Genomic DNA, 16,170 nt, shown 5'->3' with positions numbered 1-16,170 from the left:
TTCCCATGTCCACCCTGTCCCTCGACACCGCGCTCGACGCGCCCCTCGACCTGGCCTTCGACCTGGCCACCGGGGTGCGCGCCGAGGCGCACAACGCGACCGAGGCCGTGGAGGCCGTACTGGCCCACCGGGCCGCCATCGACGAGGCGGACCGGCGCCTTATCGAGCTGATCAAGGAGCGGTGCCGGCTGTCCGGCGAGGTCCAGAAGGCCCGCATCTCCTCCGGCGGGCCGCGGGTCGTGCGCGGCCGCGAGCAGCTCATCGTCAGTTCCTACGAGGCCGAGTTCGGCGTCGTGGGCCAGGAGTTCGCCCGGCTGCTGCTCGAACTCGGCCGTGGGCGGCTCCAGCCCGTCAGGTCTCAGGGCCAGGTCCTGGGGTCGGGTCCGGCGTCGGGTCCCGGCGCCGGGACCTGACGTACCGGGGCACCGACCTGACGAGCGGGCCCCGGGGCCGTTGGAGGGTCCCGGCCCCCTGGCCCACGATGACCGCATGATCGACGAAGCGCGTGGCGGATACGTCCTCGCTGAGGCGGAGGCCTGCGGCGGTGAGCCGCAGACGGTACTCATCGCCGCCGTCGGCGAGACGGCCGTGGCCCTGGAGGCCCGGGACATCCTCGAACGGGACGGCATCGGCACCCGCGTGGTGTGCCTGCCGCGTCCCGAACGGTTCGCGGCCCAGGACCGCGCCTACCGCGACCGGGTGCTGGCCCCGCACGTGACCGCCCGGGTCTCCGTGGCGGCCGGGGCGGCACTCGGCTGGTACGCGATGGTCGGCGGGGCGGGGGACGCGGTCGGCCTCGAACGCTTCGGCGCCGACGGCCCGTTCCGCCGCCTGTACGGCCAGTACGGGCTCACCGCCGACCGCGTCGCGGCCGCCGCCCGCCACTCGCTCGCCCGGAGCCGTGCCCGCAGCCGTGCCCGCAGTCCACGCACCCGCTGAGACCCAGGAGTCACCATGCCGCTCGACACGTCCCGGCCGCCCGTGCTGTCGGCCCGCGTTCCCGGATCCAAGAGCCTCACCAACCGCGCCCTGCTGCTGGCCGCCGCCGCGTCCGGCACCTCCGGCCTGTGGGCGCCGCTGGTCAGCGACGACACCGTCGCCTTCCGGCGGGCGCTCGGCACCCTCGGCATCGCCACCTCCGCCACGCCCTCCGACGAGTGCTGGGAGGTCACCGGCAACGGCGTCGGCCCGTTCGCGCCCGGCCGGGTGTGGTGCGCCGACGCCGGCACCGCGGCCCGCTTCCTGCCGCCCTTCGCGGCCACCGGACGCGGCACCTTCGTCTTCGACGGCTCCGACCAGCTGCGCGCCCGCCCGCTCGGCCCGCTCACCCGGACGCTGGCCCGCCTCGGGGCCGACGTACAGGCCGCGCCCGGCGGCGGGCTGCCGCTGACCATCGCGGCGAACGGGCTGGCCGGCGGCCGGGTCGAGCTGGACTCCGGGCTGAGCAGCCAGTACCTGAGCGGCCTGCTGATGGCGGCGCCGCTGATGGGCGGACCGCTGACGGTGGACGTGCCGCGGCTGGTGAGCCGCCCGTACCTGGACATGACGATCGCGCTGATGCGGTACTTCGGCGCCGAGGTCACCGAGACCGGCGGCACCGTCGAGGTGGCCCCGACCGGCTACACGGCCACCGACTTCGTCGTGGAGCCGGACGCCTCCACGGCCTCGTACTTCTTCGCCGCCGCGGCCGTCACCGGCCGCACCGTCACCGTGCCCGGCCTGGGCTCCGGCAGCCTCCAGGGCGACCTGGGCTTCGCCGAGGTGCTCCGGCTGACCGGCGCAGAGGTGGAGATCGGCGACCACGCCACCACCGTCACCGGCCCGGCGGGCGGGCTGACCGGCGGGTTCACCGTGGACATGGGCGAGATCTCCGACACCTTCATGACCCTGGCCGCCATCGCCCCGCTCGCCGACGGGCCCGTCACCATCACCGGTGTCGCCCACGCCCGGCTCAAGGAGTCCGACCGGATCGCCGCCATGGCCGCCAACCTGCGGGCCTGCGGGATCCGCGTCGACGAGACCCCCGAGTCGCTCACGGTCCACCCCGGCCTGCCGCGTCCGGCGCTGATCGACTGCCACCGCGACCACCGGATCGCGATGTCCTTCGCGGTCCTCGGGCTCGGCAGCGGCGTGCCGCTGACGCTGGACGACCCGGGCTGCGTCGCCAAGACCTTCCCCGAGTTCCACACCGAACTCGCCCGCCTCTTCCCCCTGTACGAAGTCCCCACCAAGGAGAAGTGAGAGAAAGTGCTGAGCAGGCTGCGTTGGCTGACCGCCGGTGAGTCCCACGGACCGGCGCTCGTCGCCACCCTGGAGGGGCTGCCGGCCGGGGTCCCGGCCACCACCGCCCTGGTGGCCGACCACCTCGCACGACGCCGCCTGGGCTACGGGCGGGGTGCGCGGATGAAGTTCGAGGAGGACGAGGTGACCTTCCTCGGTGGTGTCCGGCACGGGCTGTCGCTGGGTTCGCCGGTGGCCGTGATGGTCGGCAACACCGAGTGGCCCAAGTGGGAGAAGGTCATGTCCGCCGACCCGGTGGACCCGGCGGAGCTGAAGGAGACCGGCCGCAACGCGCCGCTCACCCGCCCGCGCCCCGGGCACGCCGACCTGGCCGGCATGCAGAAGTACGGCTTCGACGAGGCCCGCCCGGTTCTGGAGCGCGCCAGCGCCCGGGAGACGGCCGCCCGCGTCGCCCTCGGCGCCGTGGCCCGGTCCTTCCTCAAGGAGGCCGCGGGCATCGAGATCGTCTCCCACGTGGTCGAACTGGGTGCCGCGAAGGCCCCGTACGGCTCCCTGCCCGCACCCTCCGACGTGGAGAAGCTGGACGCCGACCCGGTGCGCTGCCTCGATGCCGCGGCGAGCAAGGCGATGGTGGCCGAGATCGACCAGGCCCACAAGGACGGCGACACGCTCGGCGGCGTCGTCGAGGTCCTGGCGTACGGGGTCCCCGTCGGCCTCGGCTCCCACGTCCACTGGGACCGGCGGCTGGACGCGCGTCTGGCCGCGGCCCTGATGGGCATCCAGGCCATCAAGGGCGTGGAGGTGGGCGACGGCTTCGGGCTGGCGCGGGTGCCGGGCTCGCAGGCGCACGACGAGATCGTGCCGACCGGGGACGGGATCCGGCGTACGTCGGGCCGCTCGGGCGGAACGGAGGGCGGGCTGACCACCGGTGAACTGCTGCGTGTGCGGGCGGCGATGAAGCCGATCGCGACGGTGCCGCGGGCCCTGGCGACGGTGGACGTGGCGACCGGCGAGGCCGCCGCGGCCCACCACCAGCGGTCCGACGTGTGCGCGGTGCCGGCGGCCGGGATCGTCGCGGAGGCGATGGTGGCGCTGGTGCTGGCGGACGCGGTGCTGGAGAAGTTCGGCGGTGACTCGGTCGCCGAGACCCGCCGCAATGTCGCGTCGTACCTCCGGCACCTCAACTACCGGTGACGGGCCGGGCGGTGACGGGCCGGGCGGTGGCGGGCCGGGCGGTGGCGGGCCGGGCGGTGGCGGGCGGCGGGCCGGCGGTCGTGCTCGTCGGACCGATGGGGGTGGGGAAGTCCACCGTCGGCGCGCTGCTGGCGCGCCGGCTGGGTGCCGTCTACCGGGACACCGACCAGGACGTGGCCGCCGAGACCGGCCTGACCGTGGCGGAGCTCTTCGCCCGGGAGGGCGAGGCCGGTTTCCGCGAGCGCGAACACCGGGCCGTGGCACGGGCGGTGGCCGAACCGGGAGCGGTGCTCTCGCTCGGCGGCGGAGCGGTGCTCCACTCCGGGACACGTGCTCTCCTCACCGGTCTGCCGGTCGCGTTCCTCGACGTCTCGGCCGAGGTGGCCCTGCGCCGGGTCGGCGACGGCCGCACCCGCCCCCTGCTCGCCGCCGACCCGGACCGCCGCTGGCGCGAGCTGCGCGACCGGCGCCGCCCCCTGTACTCCGCGGTCGCCCGGGTCGTCGTGCCCACCGACGACCGCACCCCCGAAGAGGTCGCCGACGCGGTCCTCGACGCACTGGAGCTGGAGACCCCATGACGACCGCATCCCCCGCCGTGGCCCGCGTGCCCGTCGCCGCCTCGGCCGGCCATCCCGCGTACGAGGTGCTGGTCGGCCGGGCCCTCCTCGGCGAGCTCCCGCCGCTCGTGGGCGAGGAGCCCCGCCGCGTGGCCCTGATCCACCCCGACGCCCTCGGCGCGCGCGCCGCGGAGGTGCGGGACCGGCTCACCGGCCTCGGCCACCGCGTCACCACGCTCCCCGTCCCCGACGCCGAGGAGGCCAAGACCCTCCGGGTCGCCGGGGAGTGCTGGGCGGCCCTGGGCCGGGCCGGGTTCACCCGTACCGACGTCGTCGTCGGCCTGGGCGGGGGCGCCACCACCGACCTGGCCGGGTACGTCGCCGCCGGCTGGCTGCGCGGGGTGCGCTGGATCGCCGTACCGACCACCCTCCTCGGCATGGTCGACGCGGCCGTCGGAGGCAAGACCGGCGTGAACACCGCCGAGGGCAAGAACCTGGTCGGCGCCTTCCACCCGCCGGCCGGCGTGCTGTGCGACCTCGACGCCCTGGCCACCCTGCCCGCGGCCGACTACGCCGGCGGCCTCGCCGAGATCATCAAGGCCGGGTTCATCGCCGATCCGGCGATCCTGGACCTCGTCGAGGCCGATCCGGAGGCCGCCCGGACCCCCGAGGGACCGCACACCGCCGAGCTGGTGGTCCGCGCCGTACGGGTCAAGGCCGAGGTGGTCTCCGCCGACCTCAAGGAGGCCGGGCCGCGCGAGGTGCTCAACTACGGCCACACCCTCGCCCACGCCATTGAGAAGGCCGAGGGCTACACCTGGCGGCACGGCGAGGCCGTCGCCGTCGGCATGGTCTTCGCCGCCGAACTCGCCCGTGTGGAGGGGCGGCTGGACTGGGCCACGGTGCGCCGCCACCGCGCGTTGCTCGGTGCCGTCGGCCTGCCCCTGACCTACCGGGCCGACCGCTGGCCCGAGCTGCTGGACACGATGCGGGTCGACAAGAAGAGCCGCGGCGACCGGCTGCGGTTCGTCGTCCTCGACGGAGTGGGCCGCCCCGGCATTCTGGAGGGCCCCGCGAGGAGCACCCTGGACGCCGCCTTCGCGCAGCTCTCGGCCCCGGCGGCAGCGCCGTCCGAGGCTTCCGCCCCCGCAGGCGGCGACGGCACCGCCCCGCGCCGGGTGCTCGTGCTGAACGGCCCCAACCTGGGCCGCCTTGGCCTGCGCGAGCCCGGCATCTACGGCGCCACCACGCACGCGGAACTCGCCGACGGCTGCGTACGGCTCGGCAAGGAGCTGGACCTCGACGTCGAGGTGCGCCAGTCCGACGCCGAGGCCGAACTGGTGGGCTGGCTGCACGAGGCCGCCGACCACGGGATCCCCGTCGTCCTCAACCCGGCCGCGTTCACGCACTACTCGTACGCCCTCCGCGACGCCGTGGCCCAGCGCTCGGCCCCGCTGATCGAGGTGCACATCTCCAACCCGCACGCCCGCGAGGACTTCCGCGCCGTCTCGGTGATCTCCGCCGTGGCGAGCGGCACCATCGCCGGCTTCGGCCCCGTCTCCTACCACCTGGCCCTGCGCGCACTCGCGGACCCGCAGCGCCCGACCGCCTGACGGCGCCGCCCCGGGCGCGGACTGCCGGCAGGACGTATCCAGCCAACCGCGTTGGCCCGAAAGCGAGCAGACGCGCACATGTGTACGACATAGGGTGCTGTCGATCACGCCGGGGGACGTCGATCTCCTCGGCCAATCCGGCATGGAGGACGTGTGAAACGCAGACACATGCCCGTAATCCTCGGCGCGGCCGCGTTGGCACTCGCGCTGGGAATCACCCCCGGCACCGCCACGCCTCGGCCCGACGCTCCTACGCCACAGCAGCCCGCGCTGAAGACGGCCGCCGCCTACGCGCCCCTCGAACGCTCCGCCTGGACCGTGGAACCCGGACCGCTTCCCGCCGGACTCGATGCCACCGCCCCGGCCGACGACGTCATACCCGTCGTCGCGGAACGTCTCTACGAGCTGGGGGCGGCCCGGGGATTCACCCGTCAGGAGACCGACTACCCGCGCCGGGCGATCACCGTCCTGTGGAAGGGGACGCCCCCGGCCGACGTCACCGCCTACGCCGAAAGCCGTCCCTACGGCGTCACGGTCACGATCCGCACCGGGGCGAAGTACTCCCGCGCCGAAGCGGAAGCCGCCCGCACGAGGCTGCTCAACAGCCCTGCCGCAACCCGCCTGGGCATCACCTGGAGCGAGCTGAACGCCGACGGCAGCGGCGTCACGGTGGGTGTCGCCGCCCGCGCCCGGGCCGCAGCCGACCCCATGCCCGAGCTGCGCAACGCGGCCCGCATGCCGGACGTCGCGCTGAAACTCGGTGTCGCGGGGATCACCGACGACGCCCTGTTCTCCCGCGGCAACGACGCCCCGCCCTGGAAGGGCGGCATCCGCACCACCAACACCGAAGGGCTGTGTTCCACCGGGTTCGCCGTGCTGGCCGGGTCCACGGGAAAACTCCTCAGCGCGAGCCATTGTGACCCCTCCGGAAACCTTGCCGTGCGGGACGGGGCCGGGCAGACCATTGCCCCTGGCGGGGCGTCCGTCGCCGTCATCGCCGGCATCGACTCGATGCTGATCGACCCGTCCGACTCGCCCGCCACCACCCCGCGCGTCTTCCGCGGCGGCCACTCCTCCACCTCCACATCACTGGTGAAGGGCTGGTACTCCAACTGGCCGGGCGACCCGGTGTGCTCCTCGGGTGCCAGTACGGGCGAGCACTGCGGCACCGTCTACGACGACTCCGACGTCTACGTGAACGGAGACGGTGTGAGGATCGGCGTCATCCAGGTCGCGGCGCCGGCTGGTCAGATCATGGGCGGCCAGGGAGACAGCGGCGGTCCGATGTTCAAGACGGTGTCCGGCGGCGTGCAAGCCCGGGGCATCCTCATCAGTGCGGACACCACGGCGGGCTCCATGACGTACTCGTGCGGTTCCGTGGCCCCCGACGCCTCGGGCATCCTGTGCTCCCGGTGGGTCAACTACGTGCCGATCAGCACCATCCTGAACACGTGGGGCGTGTCGTTGGAAGTCGGCTGATGCGCGGCTGTGCCGGCGTGCGGAACGCGTACGGCGGCGTGGCCGTCCCATCTTGGAGCGCACGCCGGCCGTGCGCCTGGCGAACGGACGGGATGCCATGACAGACCAGCTCGACACGCCGATGCGAAAGACCGTGCCCCGCGGCGTAGCGGCTGTGGCGGCGGGTGTACTGCTGTTGTCCGGGCTCGCCGGCTGCGGCTCGTCCGCCGGTGAAGCCCCGGCGGACCGGACACCGAAGGCGACCGGCACGGCCAAGGACCCCCAGGGGCCGCCCCGGATGATTCTGCGCGGAAAGGGCGAGCCCACGGCCGCCCTGCTGGGGCTCCTCCCGGGAACCCTGGTGGTCACGGACAGGAACTGCGTGGCGGTGAAGGCGGAAACCGGCGGACGGATCGTCGCCCTCAACTGGGGGTACGGCTGGACGGTCCGCGTCGAGGGGGACAAGGCCGTCGTCTACGACGCTCGCGGAAAGGTCTTCGCGAGGGAGGGCGACAAGGTGAGTCTGGGCGGGGGAGCATCCGACCGGTTCACCGATCACCCGTGCGCCGGAGACGGCATGTTCGCGGTCAACAACGCCCCCGTCGACGAATAGAGCAGGCGGGGAGGCCCGGCCCCCGCTCTCCGCGAGCGGGGGCCGGGCCGTCGCCGTCGTACGCCGGGCCGGCCGGCTCAGACGGGCCGCGCCACCCCGTGCAGGGCGACCGCGACCTGCGCGATGCGCCGGCCCAGGTGGCGGACGGTCTCCGCGTCGGCCTTCGTGACGCCCTCCGCGCCCTGGTCGGTGTTGGCCTGGGCGCCGGCGCCCAGGTTGATGCCGAGGCGGTTGAGGTCGTGCTCCGAGCCCGTGGTGGAGTTCCAGCCCGGCGGGACGTCCAGGTTCACCCAGTGCATCCCGTGCTGGGCCGCGAAGATCGAGAAGTACTGCAGGGTGTGCAGCTTGTCCCCGTTCATCGAGCCGGCCACCGTGAAGCCGGCGGCCAGCTTGTCCTGCCAGGCCCGGGCCGCCCACCGCTTCGAGCTGGCCTCGGCGAAGGCGTGGAAGGCCGCCGAGGCGCTGCCCATGTAGGTCGGGGCGCCGAACACGATCGCGTCGGCGCCGTCCAGCAGCGCCCACCCGGCGTCATCCACCGTCTCCACGTCCACGAGCACCGCCCGGGTCCCGCCCTCCTCCGCGCCCTCCCGGGCGGCGGCGGCGAGGACGGCGGTGTGTCCGTATCCGGAGTGGTAGGCGACGACGACGAGGGGGCGCATCAGCGGGATCCGATCGGGAGGAGAGCCGCGGCCAGCTCGGCTTCGAGCCGGTTGAGGTCGCGGTCGTGGCCGTGCGCCGCGATGTGGCCGTCCGGCCGCACCAGGTAGTACCCGGGCCGCCAGCAGCCGGTGGCCCGCAGGGAGTTGCGCCGGCGGAGCCGTTCGACGCGGACCTGCGGCCAGCGGTCGACGATGTGGCCGATCTCGGTGAGCCAGTCGGAACCGCCGCTGGAGGGCGGCAGCACGGCCAGCGACCAGGCCTCCGGGTCCGCGTCGGGACCGGAGATCCGGTGGGAGACGGCCAGCCTGCGCGGGAAGACGGCGCCGACCTTCAGGCCGCCGGGCAGCTTCTCGTGCAGACCGCAGCCCGCCTTGCGGGAAGGCCGCTGGGTCTCCCGGACGATGTCGTACGCCAGCCGGCGCCCCGCCATCACGGGTGCGTAGAAGTGCGAGACGATCCCGGTGCGGTCCAGCACGCGGAACGCCGCGTCCCGCGCCCGCACCTGCACCCGCCCGTTGAACATCCAGGCCCGCGTCTGCAGGTCGGTGTCGCGGACGATGCGCTGGGTCGCGGCGGAGCGCTCGGGGCCGTACGTGTCGAGCAGCGCGGCGGGGGAGCGGCCCTGGATGACGGCGGCGAGCTTCCAGGCCAGGTTGTGGGCGTCCTGGAGGCCGTTGTTCATGCCCTGGCCGCCCGCGGGACTGTGCACGTGCGCCGCGTCGCCCATCAGGAAGATCCGGCCGCGCTGGAAGTCGGTCGCGGTGCGCGCGTGGACGCGGAAGACCGTCTCCCACACGGGCTCGGTCAGCTTCACGCCGCGCGGCCCCCGGTCGTACAGGATCCGCTGCATCATCTCGGTGCCGACCCTGCCCTCGCCGCCGCGCGGCATGACGGACAGGAAGCGGAAGACGCCGTCGGGCTGCGGGACGATGACGAGGGTGCCGTTCGGGTTCTGGAAGTACAGGATCTGGTCGGCCGGCAGGTGGCCCTCGATGCGGGAGTCGACCAGCGCGAACTCCATCTCGTACGTGCTGCCGGTGAAGCCCGAGCCCAGCTCGCCGCGCACCTTGCTGCCCGCGCCGTCCGCGCCGATCAGGAAGGGCACGCGGGTCCGTTCGATCATCCCGTCGCCGTGCTCCAGGACGGCCGTGACCCCGTCGGTGGCACTGATGTCACCGGAGTAGTCGACCTTCTCCACGCCCAGCAGCCGCACCCCGCGCTCGATCTTCCCGCCGAGCGCGTGCAGCCGGGCGGTGAGCGCCCGCTCCGTCTCGGGCTGCGGCAGGTGGCGCGGCGCGAGGTCCTCGGGGAAGTCGAAGGTGGCCAGGTGCTGCCGGTCGGAGTAGTAGCTGAAGCCGTTGATCTGCGTGGACGCGGCCCGGATCGCGGGACCGGCGCCCATGTCCTCCAGGATGTCCAGCGCGCGCGGCCACAGCGCCAGCGCCTTCGGGACCTCCAGCGGTTCCAGGGCCATGTCGATGACGCGGACGCGGACGCCGCGGCGCAGCAGCTCGCAGCCGGCCATCAGGCCGGTGGGGCCGGCGCCGACGACCAGGACGTCGTAGTCCGTGGCCGTGCTCTGGATGTGCTCGGTCACGACGCCTGCTCCAGCTGCGCGCGGAGGTCGGCCGCCAGCTTGATCCGCTGCACCTTCATGGTGGCGGTCCTGGGCAGGTCGGCCAGGGGGATCTGGATCGGGGCGGCCATCCGCGGCAGGTCCGCGACGGCCTGCGCCCAGCGGGCCTCGTCGAGCGGCTCGCCGTGGCGGGTGCACACGACCGGCAGCGGCTCCTGGTTCGGGCCGGGTACGAGGACCAGCTCGGCCAGCTCCTCCAGGCGCTGGAGCACCGCGTCCTCGACCTCCAGGGTGGAGTGGATGCCGGGGATCACGTCGACCTCGCGGTCGAGCAGGTGCAGGCAGCCGACCTTGGTGCGGAAGCCGACGTCGCCGCCGCGCCACCACTGGCCGAAGGCCTGCTGCGCGAAGCGCTCCTTCTCGCCGTAGTAGCCGATGGCCCGGCCCGGGGTGCTGACCTCGATGTAGCCGGGGTGCTCGCGGGAGGGGCGCTGCCCGTTGCGCGGCACCAGGCGGTACCTGGTGATGCCGGGCATCGGGAAGCCGAGGCAGCGGCCGTCCGCCTTGTGCGCGTTCTTGCGGGTGTACGAACGGCCGGTGAGGGGGCCGCACTCGCTCTGCCCGTAGATCTGGAAGAAGACCGCGTTGTCCCGGTCGGAGGCCTTCAGCAGGCGGTCCATCGTGCCGGGGTGGATGGCGTCGAACGTCGACGAGAAGTACTTGACGTTCGAGAAGGGGCGGCGCGGGTCCGAGGCCAGCTCCTCCCACTCCATGAAGGAGTTGGGGTGGGTCTCGACGAACCCCGGCCGGACGCGGGCGAACAGGTCCGCGACCTTGTCCGGCTCGGTGTCGTTCATGACCACCACGTGCATGCCCTTGCCGAGCAGCACCGCCATGCCCAGGTACATCCGGGAGTGGACGTACGACAGGTGGATGGCCGCCGTCTCGCCGCTCTTGATGAGGCGGGCCAGCCGGCGCTGGGGGCGGAAGCGCCCGTACAGGCTGCGCGCGGAGTGGATGACCAGCTTGGGCAGTCCGGTGGTGCCCGAGGTGTGGGTCATCAGGGCCGGCTGGTCGGCGTCGAGCAGCACGGGCTCGCGGCGCGGCGAACCGGCCAGGTCGTGCAGCGAGACGACGCCGTCGCGGGCGGGCGACGCCGAGATCACGCCGCGGGTGACGGCGGCGACCTCGGCGGCGTCGAGCACGCCGTCGAGCTTGGTGTCGTCCGTCAGCAGGTGCGGGGTGTCGAGGCGGCCGAGCAGCGCGGTGGCGCTGGGCCCGTCGAGGGCGGGGGACAGCATCACGGGCACGGCGCCGAGCCGGGAGGCGGCGCTGGCCAGGAGGTAGATGTCGAAGTTGTTGTTCTTGTAGATCGCCACGTGGTCGCTCGCCCGGACGCCCGCCGCGTACAGGCGTGCGGCCATGTCGTCGACGTGCTCGGCGAGTTCGGTGACCGTCAGGTGGCGCGAGACGTCCGGCAGCACGTCCAGGGCGTGGTCCACCGTGATCGTGGTGCCGGGGCGGGTGGCGGCGGCCTGCTCGGGCACGGTCCCTATGTAGAGCCCGCTCGTTCGGGCGGGATTCCGCAGCATCAGGTGTCTCCTCGTACGGGGTACGGGCAGGTGGGTACGGGCAGGGGGTACGGCAGGGGCCTGCTCCCGCATCGCGGGGAGCAGGCCCGTGGGAGCCGCTAGCGGGACAGGACGCCCTCGCGCAGCGCGCGCTCCTCGTCCGGCGTGAGGGTGATGCGGAAGGTCTCGCGCAGGTGCCGGACGGTCTCGTCGGCGGTCAGCTCGGTGACCTCCTGGCGGCCGTCGGGCCAGGTCCCGGTCAGCGTGCGGTGGCGCAGGACGTGGCGGACGGTGTCGCCGCCGCGCTGGGCCACCAGCTTGCCGATGAACGGCGAGGAGGGGTTGGTGCAGGTGTAGACGTTCGACACCTCGAAGTCGACCGGCGCCTGGAGCTCCTCGCGCAGGCTGTACACGTCGAACCAGCCGTCGTGGTGCAGGCAGCGCAGGATCCAGTCCTCGCCCTCCCGGTCCAGCCGCCAGGTCCAGTCGCCGGTGGTGACCTGGGCGCCGTCCTCGAACGGCAGCGGCTCCAGCGGGCCCTCGTCGCCGAAGCCGACGTCGGCCAGCCAGCGGCGGCCCCCGGCCTCGACGACGACCACCGCGTGGGAGCGGTAGCGCAGCGCCGTGCTGCCGCGGCGGACGCGGGCCAGGTGGCGGGTGACGGTGAAGCCGGCCTGCTCCAGCGCGGCGGCGAAGAGCAGGTTGGACTCCAGGCAGCAGCCGCCGCGGCCGGCGTCGACGATCTTCTTGTAGAGGCTGGGGACGTCGAGGGTGATCGGGTTGCCGAGGGCCAGGTCGACGATCTCCCAGGAGACGGCGTCGGTGTGGGCGCGGTGCAGTGCGCGCAGCGTCTCGGCGTCGGTGGCGATCTCGCCGGTGTAGCCGATGCGGTGCAGGTAGGCGTCGAGGACCAGCGCGTCGGAGTTCCAGTCCGTGCTCGGCGCGGGCGGCAGGGTGCTCATGTGGAAGAGACCTCTCGTACGGGGATCGGCGGACCTGGGGGGATCGGCGGACCTGTGGGGGGCGGCGGGCCGTGGGGATCGGCCGGGGCCGGTGGGACGGCGGCCGGTGGGGATCACTGGGCGGGTGGGGGTCAGCCGGCCGGTGGGGATCAGCGGGCCTGGCTGAGGACGGGGGTCGCCTTCTGCTCGGCGGCGGCCGTGCGGGCGGACGCCCTGGCGGCGAGCGTGACCAGCACGATGGCGGCGACGAAGGCCAGCGCGATCCAGAGGGCGAGGTGGGTGAAGACGTCCGTGGACTGCGGGACCTGGGCGCCGAGGCCGGCCCCGAGGTTGAGCAGGAAGCTGTAGACCGCGATGGCGGTGGCGCGGTCGGCGCCCGCGGCGCCGCCGACGGCCTGCACCAGCGCGGGACCGGCGGTGGAGGCGCCCACCATCGTGACGAAGAGCGCGACCCCGAGCACCAGCACGCTCTCGCCGGACAGCGCCGCCCCGACCATGCCCAGCGCGGCCAGCGCGAGGGCGCCGCAGGCGCGGGTGGTGGGCTTGATGTGGGCCAGCTTCGGGGCGGCGAGCACGGCCACCAGCAGGGAGGGCAGGGCGCTGGCGCGCAGCGCGAACATCGCGTCGGGGTCGCCGAGCGCGTCCGGGCCGTACAGCTGGACGCCGGTGTAGATGGCGGTCACGCCGCCGAGCACCGCCAGGGCGGTGACGAACAGCGGGACGAGGCGCGGGCTGCTCAGCACGTTGCCGAAGGCGAAGCCGCCGCGGGTGGTGCGCGGGGCGTCCGGGAGCATCACCTTGCGGGCGGCCACGGCGCCGAGCCCGAGCACCACGGCGGTGACCCAGAAGACGGCGCTCCAGCCGAGCTGGGCCTCCAGGAACTGGGCCGCGAGCTGGCCGAAGACCAGTGCGCCGCCGAGCGCGGCGGAGACGGTGGTCAGCGCGAGCGCGAGGCGCTGGGCGGGCAGCCGCTCGCCGAAGTACGCGAACACGACGGGCGCGAACACGCCGGCCGCGACGCCCTGCACGGCCCGCAGCGCGAGCCCGGTGCCCTGGCCGCCGGCGAGCGGCACGGCCACGGTGGCCACGGCCATCACCGCGAGGGTGGACCAGATGGCGCTGCGGCGGCCGAAGCGGTCGGCGAGCGGGCCGCTGAGCAGCGAGCCGCACGCGTAGGCGATGGCGAAGGCGGACGTGGCCCAGGCGGCCGAGGACTGCGAGACGCCCCAGGCCTCCGCGATCTGCGGCATGAGCGGGATCGTCACGTACGCCTGGCTGCCGAGCACGAGCCCGACGACGGCCATCACCGCGACCGTGGCCCCGAACGGGGCCTGGCCTGTCTGGTCTTGTTCTGCTGGGGCGGTACCGGACATGGTTCGACTTCCTCCGTCGGGGGAGCGTGCGTGGTGAGTCGCATGCATCCTGTTCCGGCCACGTTTCCCCGGCCATCGCGAACCCCGCACTCCGTCAGGTGCGGCCCGGGGTCCATCACGTAGGGGTCCGTCATGTCCCGGGTGGGGCCGTAGGGGTACACGCACCCCCGGAGCGACGGGCGGCGCCCGTCGCTCCGGCTCAGCTCAGCCGGCGGCCACCACGCGGAGGAAGTCGGTCACGATGCGGCGGAATCCGGTGTGGCCGGCGTGCCGGGCGTGGGCCGTACACCAGGCCGTCACGACCAGCTCGCCGCCGACCGGCCCCGACCCCTCCATGCACGTCGTGCACTCGACCTCGGTGATCGGCCCGCTGCCCCGGCGGTCTGCGACCAGCATGCGATCCGCGGGGCTGTCGACACGGGTCGGCGCCACGACTCGCGGCGCGCTCACCGCCAGACTCCCGCAGCGTCCGCCACCCCGCCCGTCGCGGGAGTCCACAACTCGGCCCACACGCGCTTGCCGACCCCGTCGCGCTCACCCACGGCCCACCGGTCCGCCAGGGACGAGACCACGAACAGTCCCCTGCCCCCGTCCCGCGCATCGTCCGGCACCGGCATCTCGGGGCGGGTGGCGCACGCATCGTGCACCTCGATCCGGACCCCGCGCGGCACGACCGAGAACCGTGTTTCGATCTGCCGGTCACCCGGTCCCGTGGCATGCCGGACGGCATTGGTGACGAGCTCGGACAGCACCACCATCGCGTCGTACTCCAGGCCGGTCAGCCCCCAGCCGGCCAGCGCTTTGCGCAGCTCGGCGCGGGCGCGGGTCGCGGACCGCGGCTCGCGGGCCCACCGCCGGACGACGTCGTTCATCGGACCGCCTCCCGCCCGTGGATGAAGCGCGGGCCGAGGTCGATGCCGTAGGTCGCGAGAACCAGTGCCCTGCGCCGTGCGCGTCGCAGCCGCGCGGCCCCGAGCATGCCGGCTCGGGGCCGACCTGTCGGCGGAAGGAACAGACGCAGCATCGGCGTCAGAAGGAGAGCGATAAGGTGCAGCACGTTGACGCTCCTTGAAAGCGTTGGCCACGCCCCCGGATCGGTTGCACGGTCGCGGGGGTCTTCGAGCGGCAGCTCGCGGAGGTCTGTGGGGTCGACGCGAAGACGGTCGCCCGCTGGATCACCGAACCGAACCGCATCCCCCATGCCCGGCACCGCTGGGCGGCCTGTGAGGCGTTAGGCGAGGAGGAGAAGACCTTGTGGCCCAAGGCAGTCCGCTCTCTGCTTGCGACGGGACCGGACCGAGAGATCGTCCAGGTCTTCCCCTACCGCTCCGCCGCGCCGGCGGCGCTGTGGCGAGGCCTGATCACCAAGACGCAGCGCGACATGGTCTTCGCCGGATACACGAACTACTTCCTTTGGCTGGAGCAGGCGAATCTGGGGAGCGCGCTGCGCCAGAAGGCGCGCGCCGGGTGCCGGGTGCGCTTCCTGGTCGGTGACCCTAGTAGTCAGGTGACGGCGGACCGGGAAGTCGAAGAGGGCGTGCCACTCACCCTGTCGACGCGAATCAGTGTGACGCTCGCCGAGTTGGAGAAGCTGCGGGACGTGGCCCCCATCGAAGGCCGGTTCGAGACGGGACACGTGAACCTGTCCGTCTTCCGGTTCGACGACGAGATGATCGTGACGCCGATCCTCGCCCGCAGGGTCGGGCACGACTCACCGATGATGCACCTGCGGCGCTGCCAGCCGGACGGAATGTTCGACCGCTTCGCCGCGCACGTCCAGGAGTTGTGGAGTCGCGGGCGGGACATCCAGGAGGTGCGGGCCGATGGCACGGCGTGACTACGAGGACGATCCGGACGCCCCCGAGGCGAACAGTCTGGTGCCCGCGGCCTCGGTGGTGGTCGTCGACGGAGAGAGCCGGATCCTTCTGCAGCGGCGCACGGACAACGGGATGTGGGCCCTGCCCGGCGGCAGGATGGAGATCGGCGAGTCCATCGGTGAGTGCGCGGTCCGGGAGACCTGGGAGGAGACCGGGCTGACGGTGGAGATCACCGGGATCGTCGGCACCTACACCAATCCGCGGCACGTGTTCGCCTACGACGACGGCGAGGTCCGGCAGGAGTTCTCCGTCTGCCTCCTGGCCCGGCCGACGGGCGGGGAGATCCGGGTCTCGGACGAGTCCCACGAGGTGGCGTGGTTCGCGCCGGTGGACGTGGACCGGCTGCCGATGGTGGCGGGTATCCGTAAGCGGGTCGACGACTGGCGGGCGGGGCTCGGGCCGGTGGTCCGGTAGCCGGGCCGCTCGTGCTTCCGCCCGGGTGTCCGGAGGTCCGGCCGGGGCGTTGCCGTCCGGC

At 73.6% G+C, this 16,170-nt stretch carries 18 protein-coding genes and 1 pseudogene; 11 read left to right on the top strand and 8 right to left on the bottom strand.

Features of this window, described 5'->3' with window-relative positions; translation table 11 throughout:
- The first annotated feature begins 5 nt into the window (after window positions 1-5).
- The 9 genes and pseudogenes from ACIF6F_RS17120 to ACIF6F_RS17080 all read left to right on the top strand — a co-directional run bounded on the left by ACIF6F_RS17120 (window position 6) and on the right by ACIF6F_RS17080 (window position 7,676).
- Window positions 6-413 carry a chorismate mutase gene (locus ACIF6F_RS17120; RefSeq protein ID WP_399947213.1) on the top strand — a complete coding sequence of 136 codons (408 nt, stop codon included), beginning with the start codon at window positions 6-8 and terminating at the stop codon, window positions 411-413.
- Between the two features lie 76 nt (window positions 414-489).
- Window positions 490-939 carry a transketolase-like TK C-terminal-containing protein gene (locus tag ACIF6F_RS17115; RefSeq protein ID WP_399947211.1) on the top strand — a complete coding sequence of 150 codons (450 nt, stop codon included), beginning with the start codon at window positions 490-492 and terminating at the stop codon, window positions 937-939.
- Between the two features lie 15 nt (window positions 940-954).
- Window positions 955-2,241, top strand: a complete 1,287-nt coding sequence (gene aroA / locus ACIF6F_RS17110) for a 3-phosphoshikimate 1-carboxyvinyltransferase (protein WP_399947209.1) — start codon at window positions 955-957, stop codon at window positions 2,239-2,241.
- Window positions 2,242-2,250: 9 nt separating this feature from the next.
- A complete protein-coding gene (gene aroC / locus ACIF6F_RS17105) occupies window positions 2,251-3,435 on the top strand; it encodes a chorismate synthase (RefSeq protein WP_399947279.1) in 1,185 nt (394 codons plus the stop codon).
- Window positions 3,436-3,530: 95 nt separating this feature from the next.
- Window positions 3,531-4,013 (top strand): shikimate kinase, encoded by a 483-nt coding sequence (locus ACIF6F_RS17100; RefSeq protein ID WP_399947277.1) that lies wholly within the window; start codon window positions 3,531-3,533, stop codon window positions 4,011-4,013.
- Window positions 4,010-5,107, top strand: a pseudogene (gene aroB, locus ACIF6F_RS17095) (3-dehydroquinate synthase); the annotation flags it as partial. The gene ACIF6F_RS17100 and the pseudogene aroB, both read left to right, overlap by 4 nt.
- 63 nt (window positions 5,108-5,170) lie before the next feature.
- A complete protein-coding gene (aroQ, locus tag ACIF6F_RS17090; RefSeq protein WP_399947275.1) occupies window positions 5,171-5,605 on the top strand; it encodes a type II 3-dehydroquinate dehydratase in 435 nt (144 codons plus the stop codon).
- A gap of 153 nt (window positions 5,606-5,758) precedes the next feature.
- Complete coding sequence (locus tag ACIF6F_RS17085; RefSeq protein ID WP_399947207.1) at window positions 5,759-7,084, top strand: hypothetical protein; 1,326 nt, start codon at window positions 5,759-5,761, stop codon at window positions 7,082-7,084.
- A 97-nt stretch (window positions 7,085-7,181) separates the two neighbouring features.
- Window positions 7,182-7,676: a hypothetical protein gene (locus ACIF6F_RS17080; RefSeq protein ID WP_399947205.1), complete on the top strand. Its 495-nt coding sequence runs from the start codon at window positions 7,182-7,184 to the stop codon at window positions 7,674-7,676.
- A 77-nt stretch (window positions 7,677-7,753) separates the two neighbouring features.
- On the opposite strand, the gene ACIF6F_RS17075 is transcribed toward ACIF6F_RS17080, so the two are convergent.
- From ACIF6F_RS17075 to ACIF6F_RS17040, 8 genes are all read right to left on the bottom strand, one after another.
- The gene (locus ACIF6F_RS17075) at window positions 7,754-8,335 is read right to left on the bottom strand and encodes a flavodoxin family protein (RefSeq protein ID WP_399947203.1); all 582 of its coding nucleotides are present in this window, start codon (window positions 8,333-8,335) and stop codon (window positions 7,754-7,756) included.
- On the bottom strand, window positions 8,335-9,933 hold the full coding sequence (locus ACIF6F_RS17070; protein WP_399947201.1) for an FAD-dependent oxidoreductase: 1,599 nt from the start codon (window positions 9,931-9,933) through the stop codon (window positions 8,335-8,337). Before ACIF6F_RS17070 ends, ACIF6F_RS17075 begins: the two co-directional genes overlap by 1 nt.
- A complete protein-coding gene (locus ACIF6F_RS17065; protein ID WP_399947199.1) occupies window positions 9,930-11,504 on the bottom strand; it encodes a class I adenylate-forming enzyme family protein in 1,575 nt (524 codons plus the stop codon). The genes ACIF6F_RS17070 and ACIF6F_RS17065 overlap by 4 nt, the downstream gene beginning before the upstream one ends.
- Before the next feature lie 98 nt (window positions 11,505-11,602).
- A complete protein-coding gene (locus ACIF6F_RS17060) occupies window positions 11,603-12,445 on the bottom strand; it encodes an arylamine N-acetyltransferase (RefSeq protein WP_399947197.1) in 843 nt (280 codons plus the stop codon).
- Between the two features lie 149 nt (window positions 12,446-12,594).
- Entirely contained in the window at window positions 12,595-13,818 is a 1,224-nt protein-coding gene (locus tag ACIF6F_RS17055; RefSeq protein WP_399947195.1) for an MFS transporter, read from the bottom strand.
- A 204-nt stretch (window positions 13,819-14,022) separates the two neighbouring features.
- Window positions 14,023-14,268, bottom strand: a complete 246-nt coding sequence (locus tag ACIF6F_RS17050) for a hypothetical protein (RefSeq protein ID WP_399947193.1) — start codon at window positions 14,266-14,268, stop codon at window positions 14,023-14,025.
- Window positions 14,265-14,690, bottom strand: coding sequence for an ATP-binding protein (locus ACIF6F_RS17045; protein ID WP_399947191.1), 426 nt, complete (start codon window positions 14,688-14,690; stop codon window positions 14,265-14,267). Before ACIF6F_RS17045 ends, ACIF6F_RS17050 begins: the two co-directional genes overlap by 4 nt.
- On the bottom strand, window positions 14,687-14,875 hold the full coding sequence (locus ACIF6F_RS17040) for a hypothetical protein (protein WP_399947189.1): 189 nt from the start codon (window positions 14,873-14,875) through the stop codon (window positions 14,687-14,689). The genes ACIF6F_RS17045 and ACIF6F_RS17040 overlap by 4 nt, the downstream gene beginning before the upstream one ends.
- A 195-nt stretch (window positions 14,876-15,070) precedes the next feature.
- On the opposite strand from ACIF6F_RS17040, the gene ACIF6F_RS17035 reads away from it, so the two are divergent.
- Together ACIF6F_RS17035 and ACIF6F_RS17030 are read left to right on the top strand one after the other, a co-directional pair.
- Window positions 15,071-15,655, top strand: a complete 585-nt coding sequence (locus tag ACIF6F_RS17035; protein WP_399947187.1) for a hypothetical protein — start codon at window positions 15,071-15,073, stop codon at window positions 15,653-15,655.
- Entirely contained in the window at window positions 15,642-16,109 is a 468-nt protein-coding gene (locus tag ACIF6F_RS17030) for an NUDIX hydrolase (protein ID WP_399947185.1), read from the top strand. Before ACIF6F_RS17035 ends, ACIF6F_RS17030 begins: the two co-directional genes overlap by 14 nt.
- The last annotated feature ends 61 nt before the right edge of the window (window positions 16,110-16,170 follow it).

It is taken from the genome of Streptomyces sp. NPDC086023 (assembly GCF_044540325.1).
In the GTDB taxonomy this organism is placed as follows: domain Bacteria; phylum Actinomycetota; class Actinomycetes; order Streptomycetales; family Streptomycetaceae; genus Streptomyces.
This window is presented reverse-complemented; position numbering and strand designations above follow the sequence as displayed.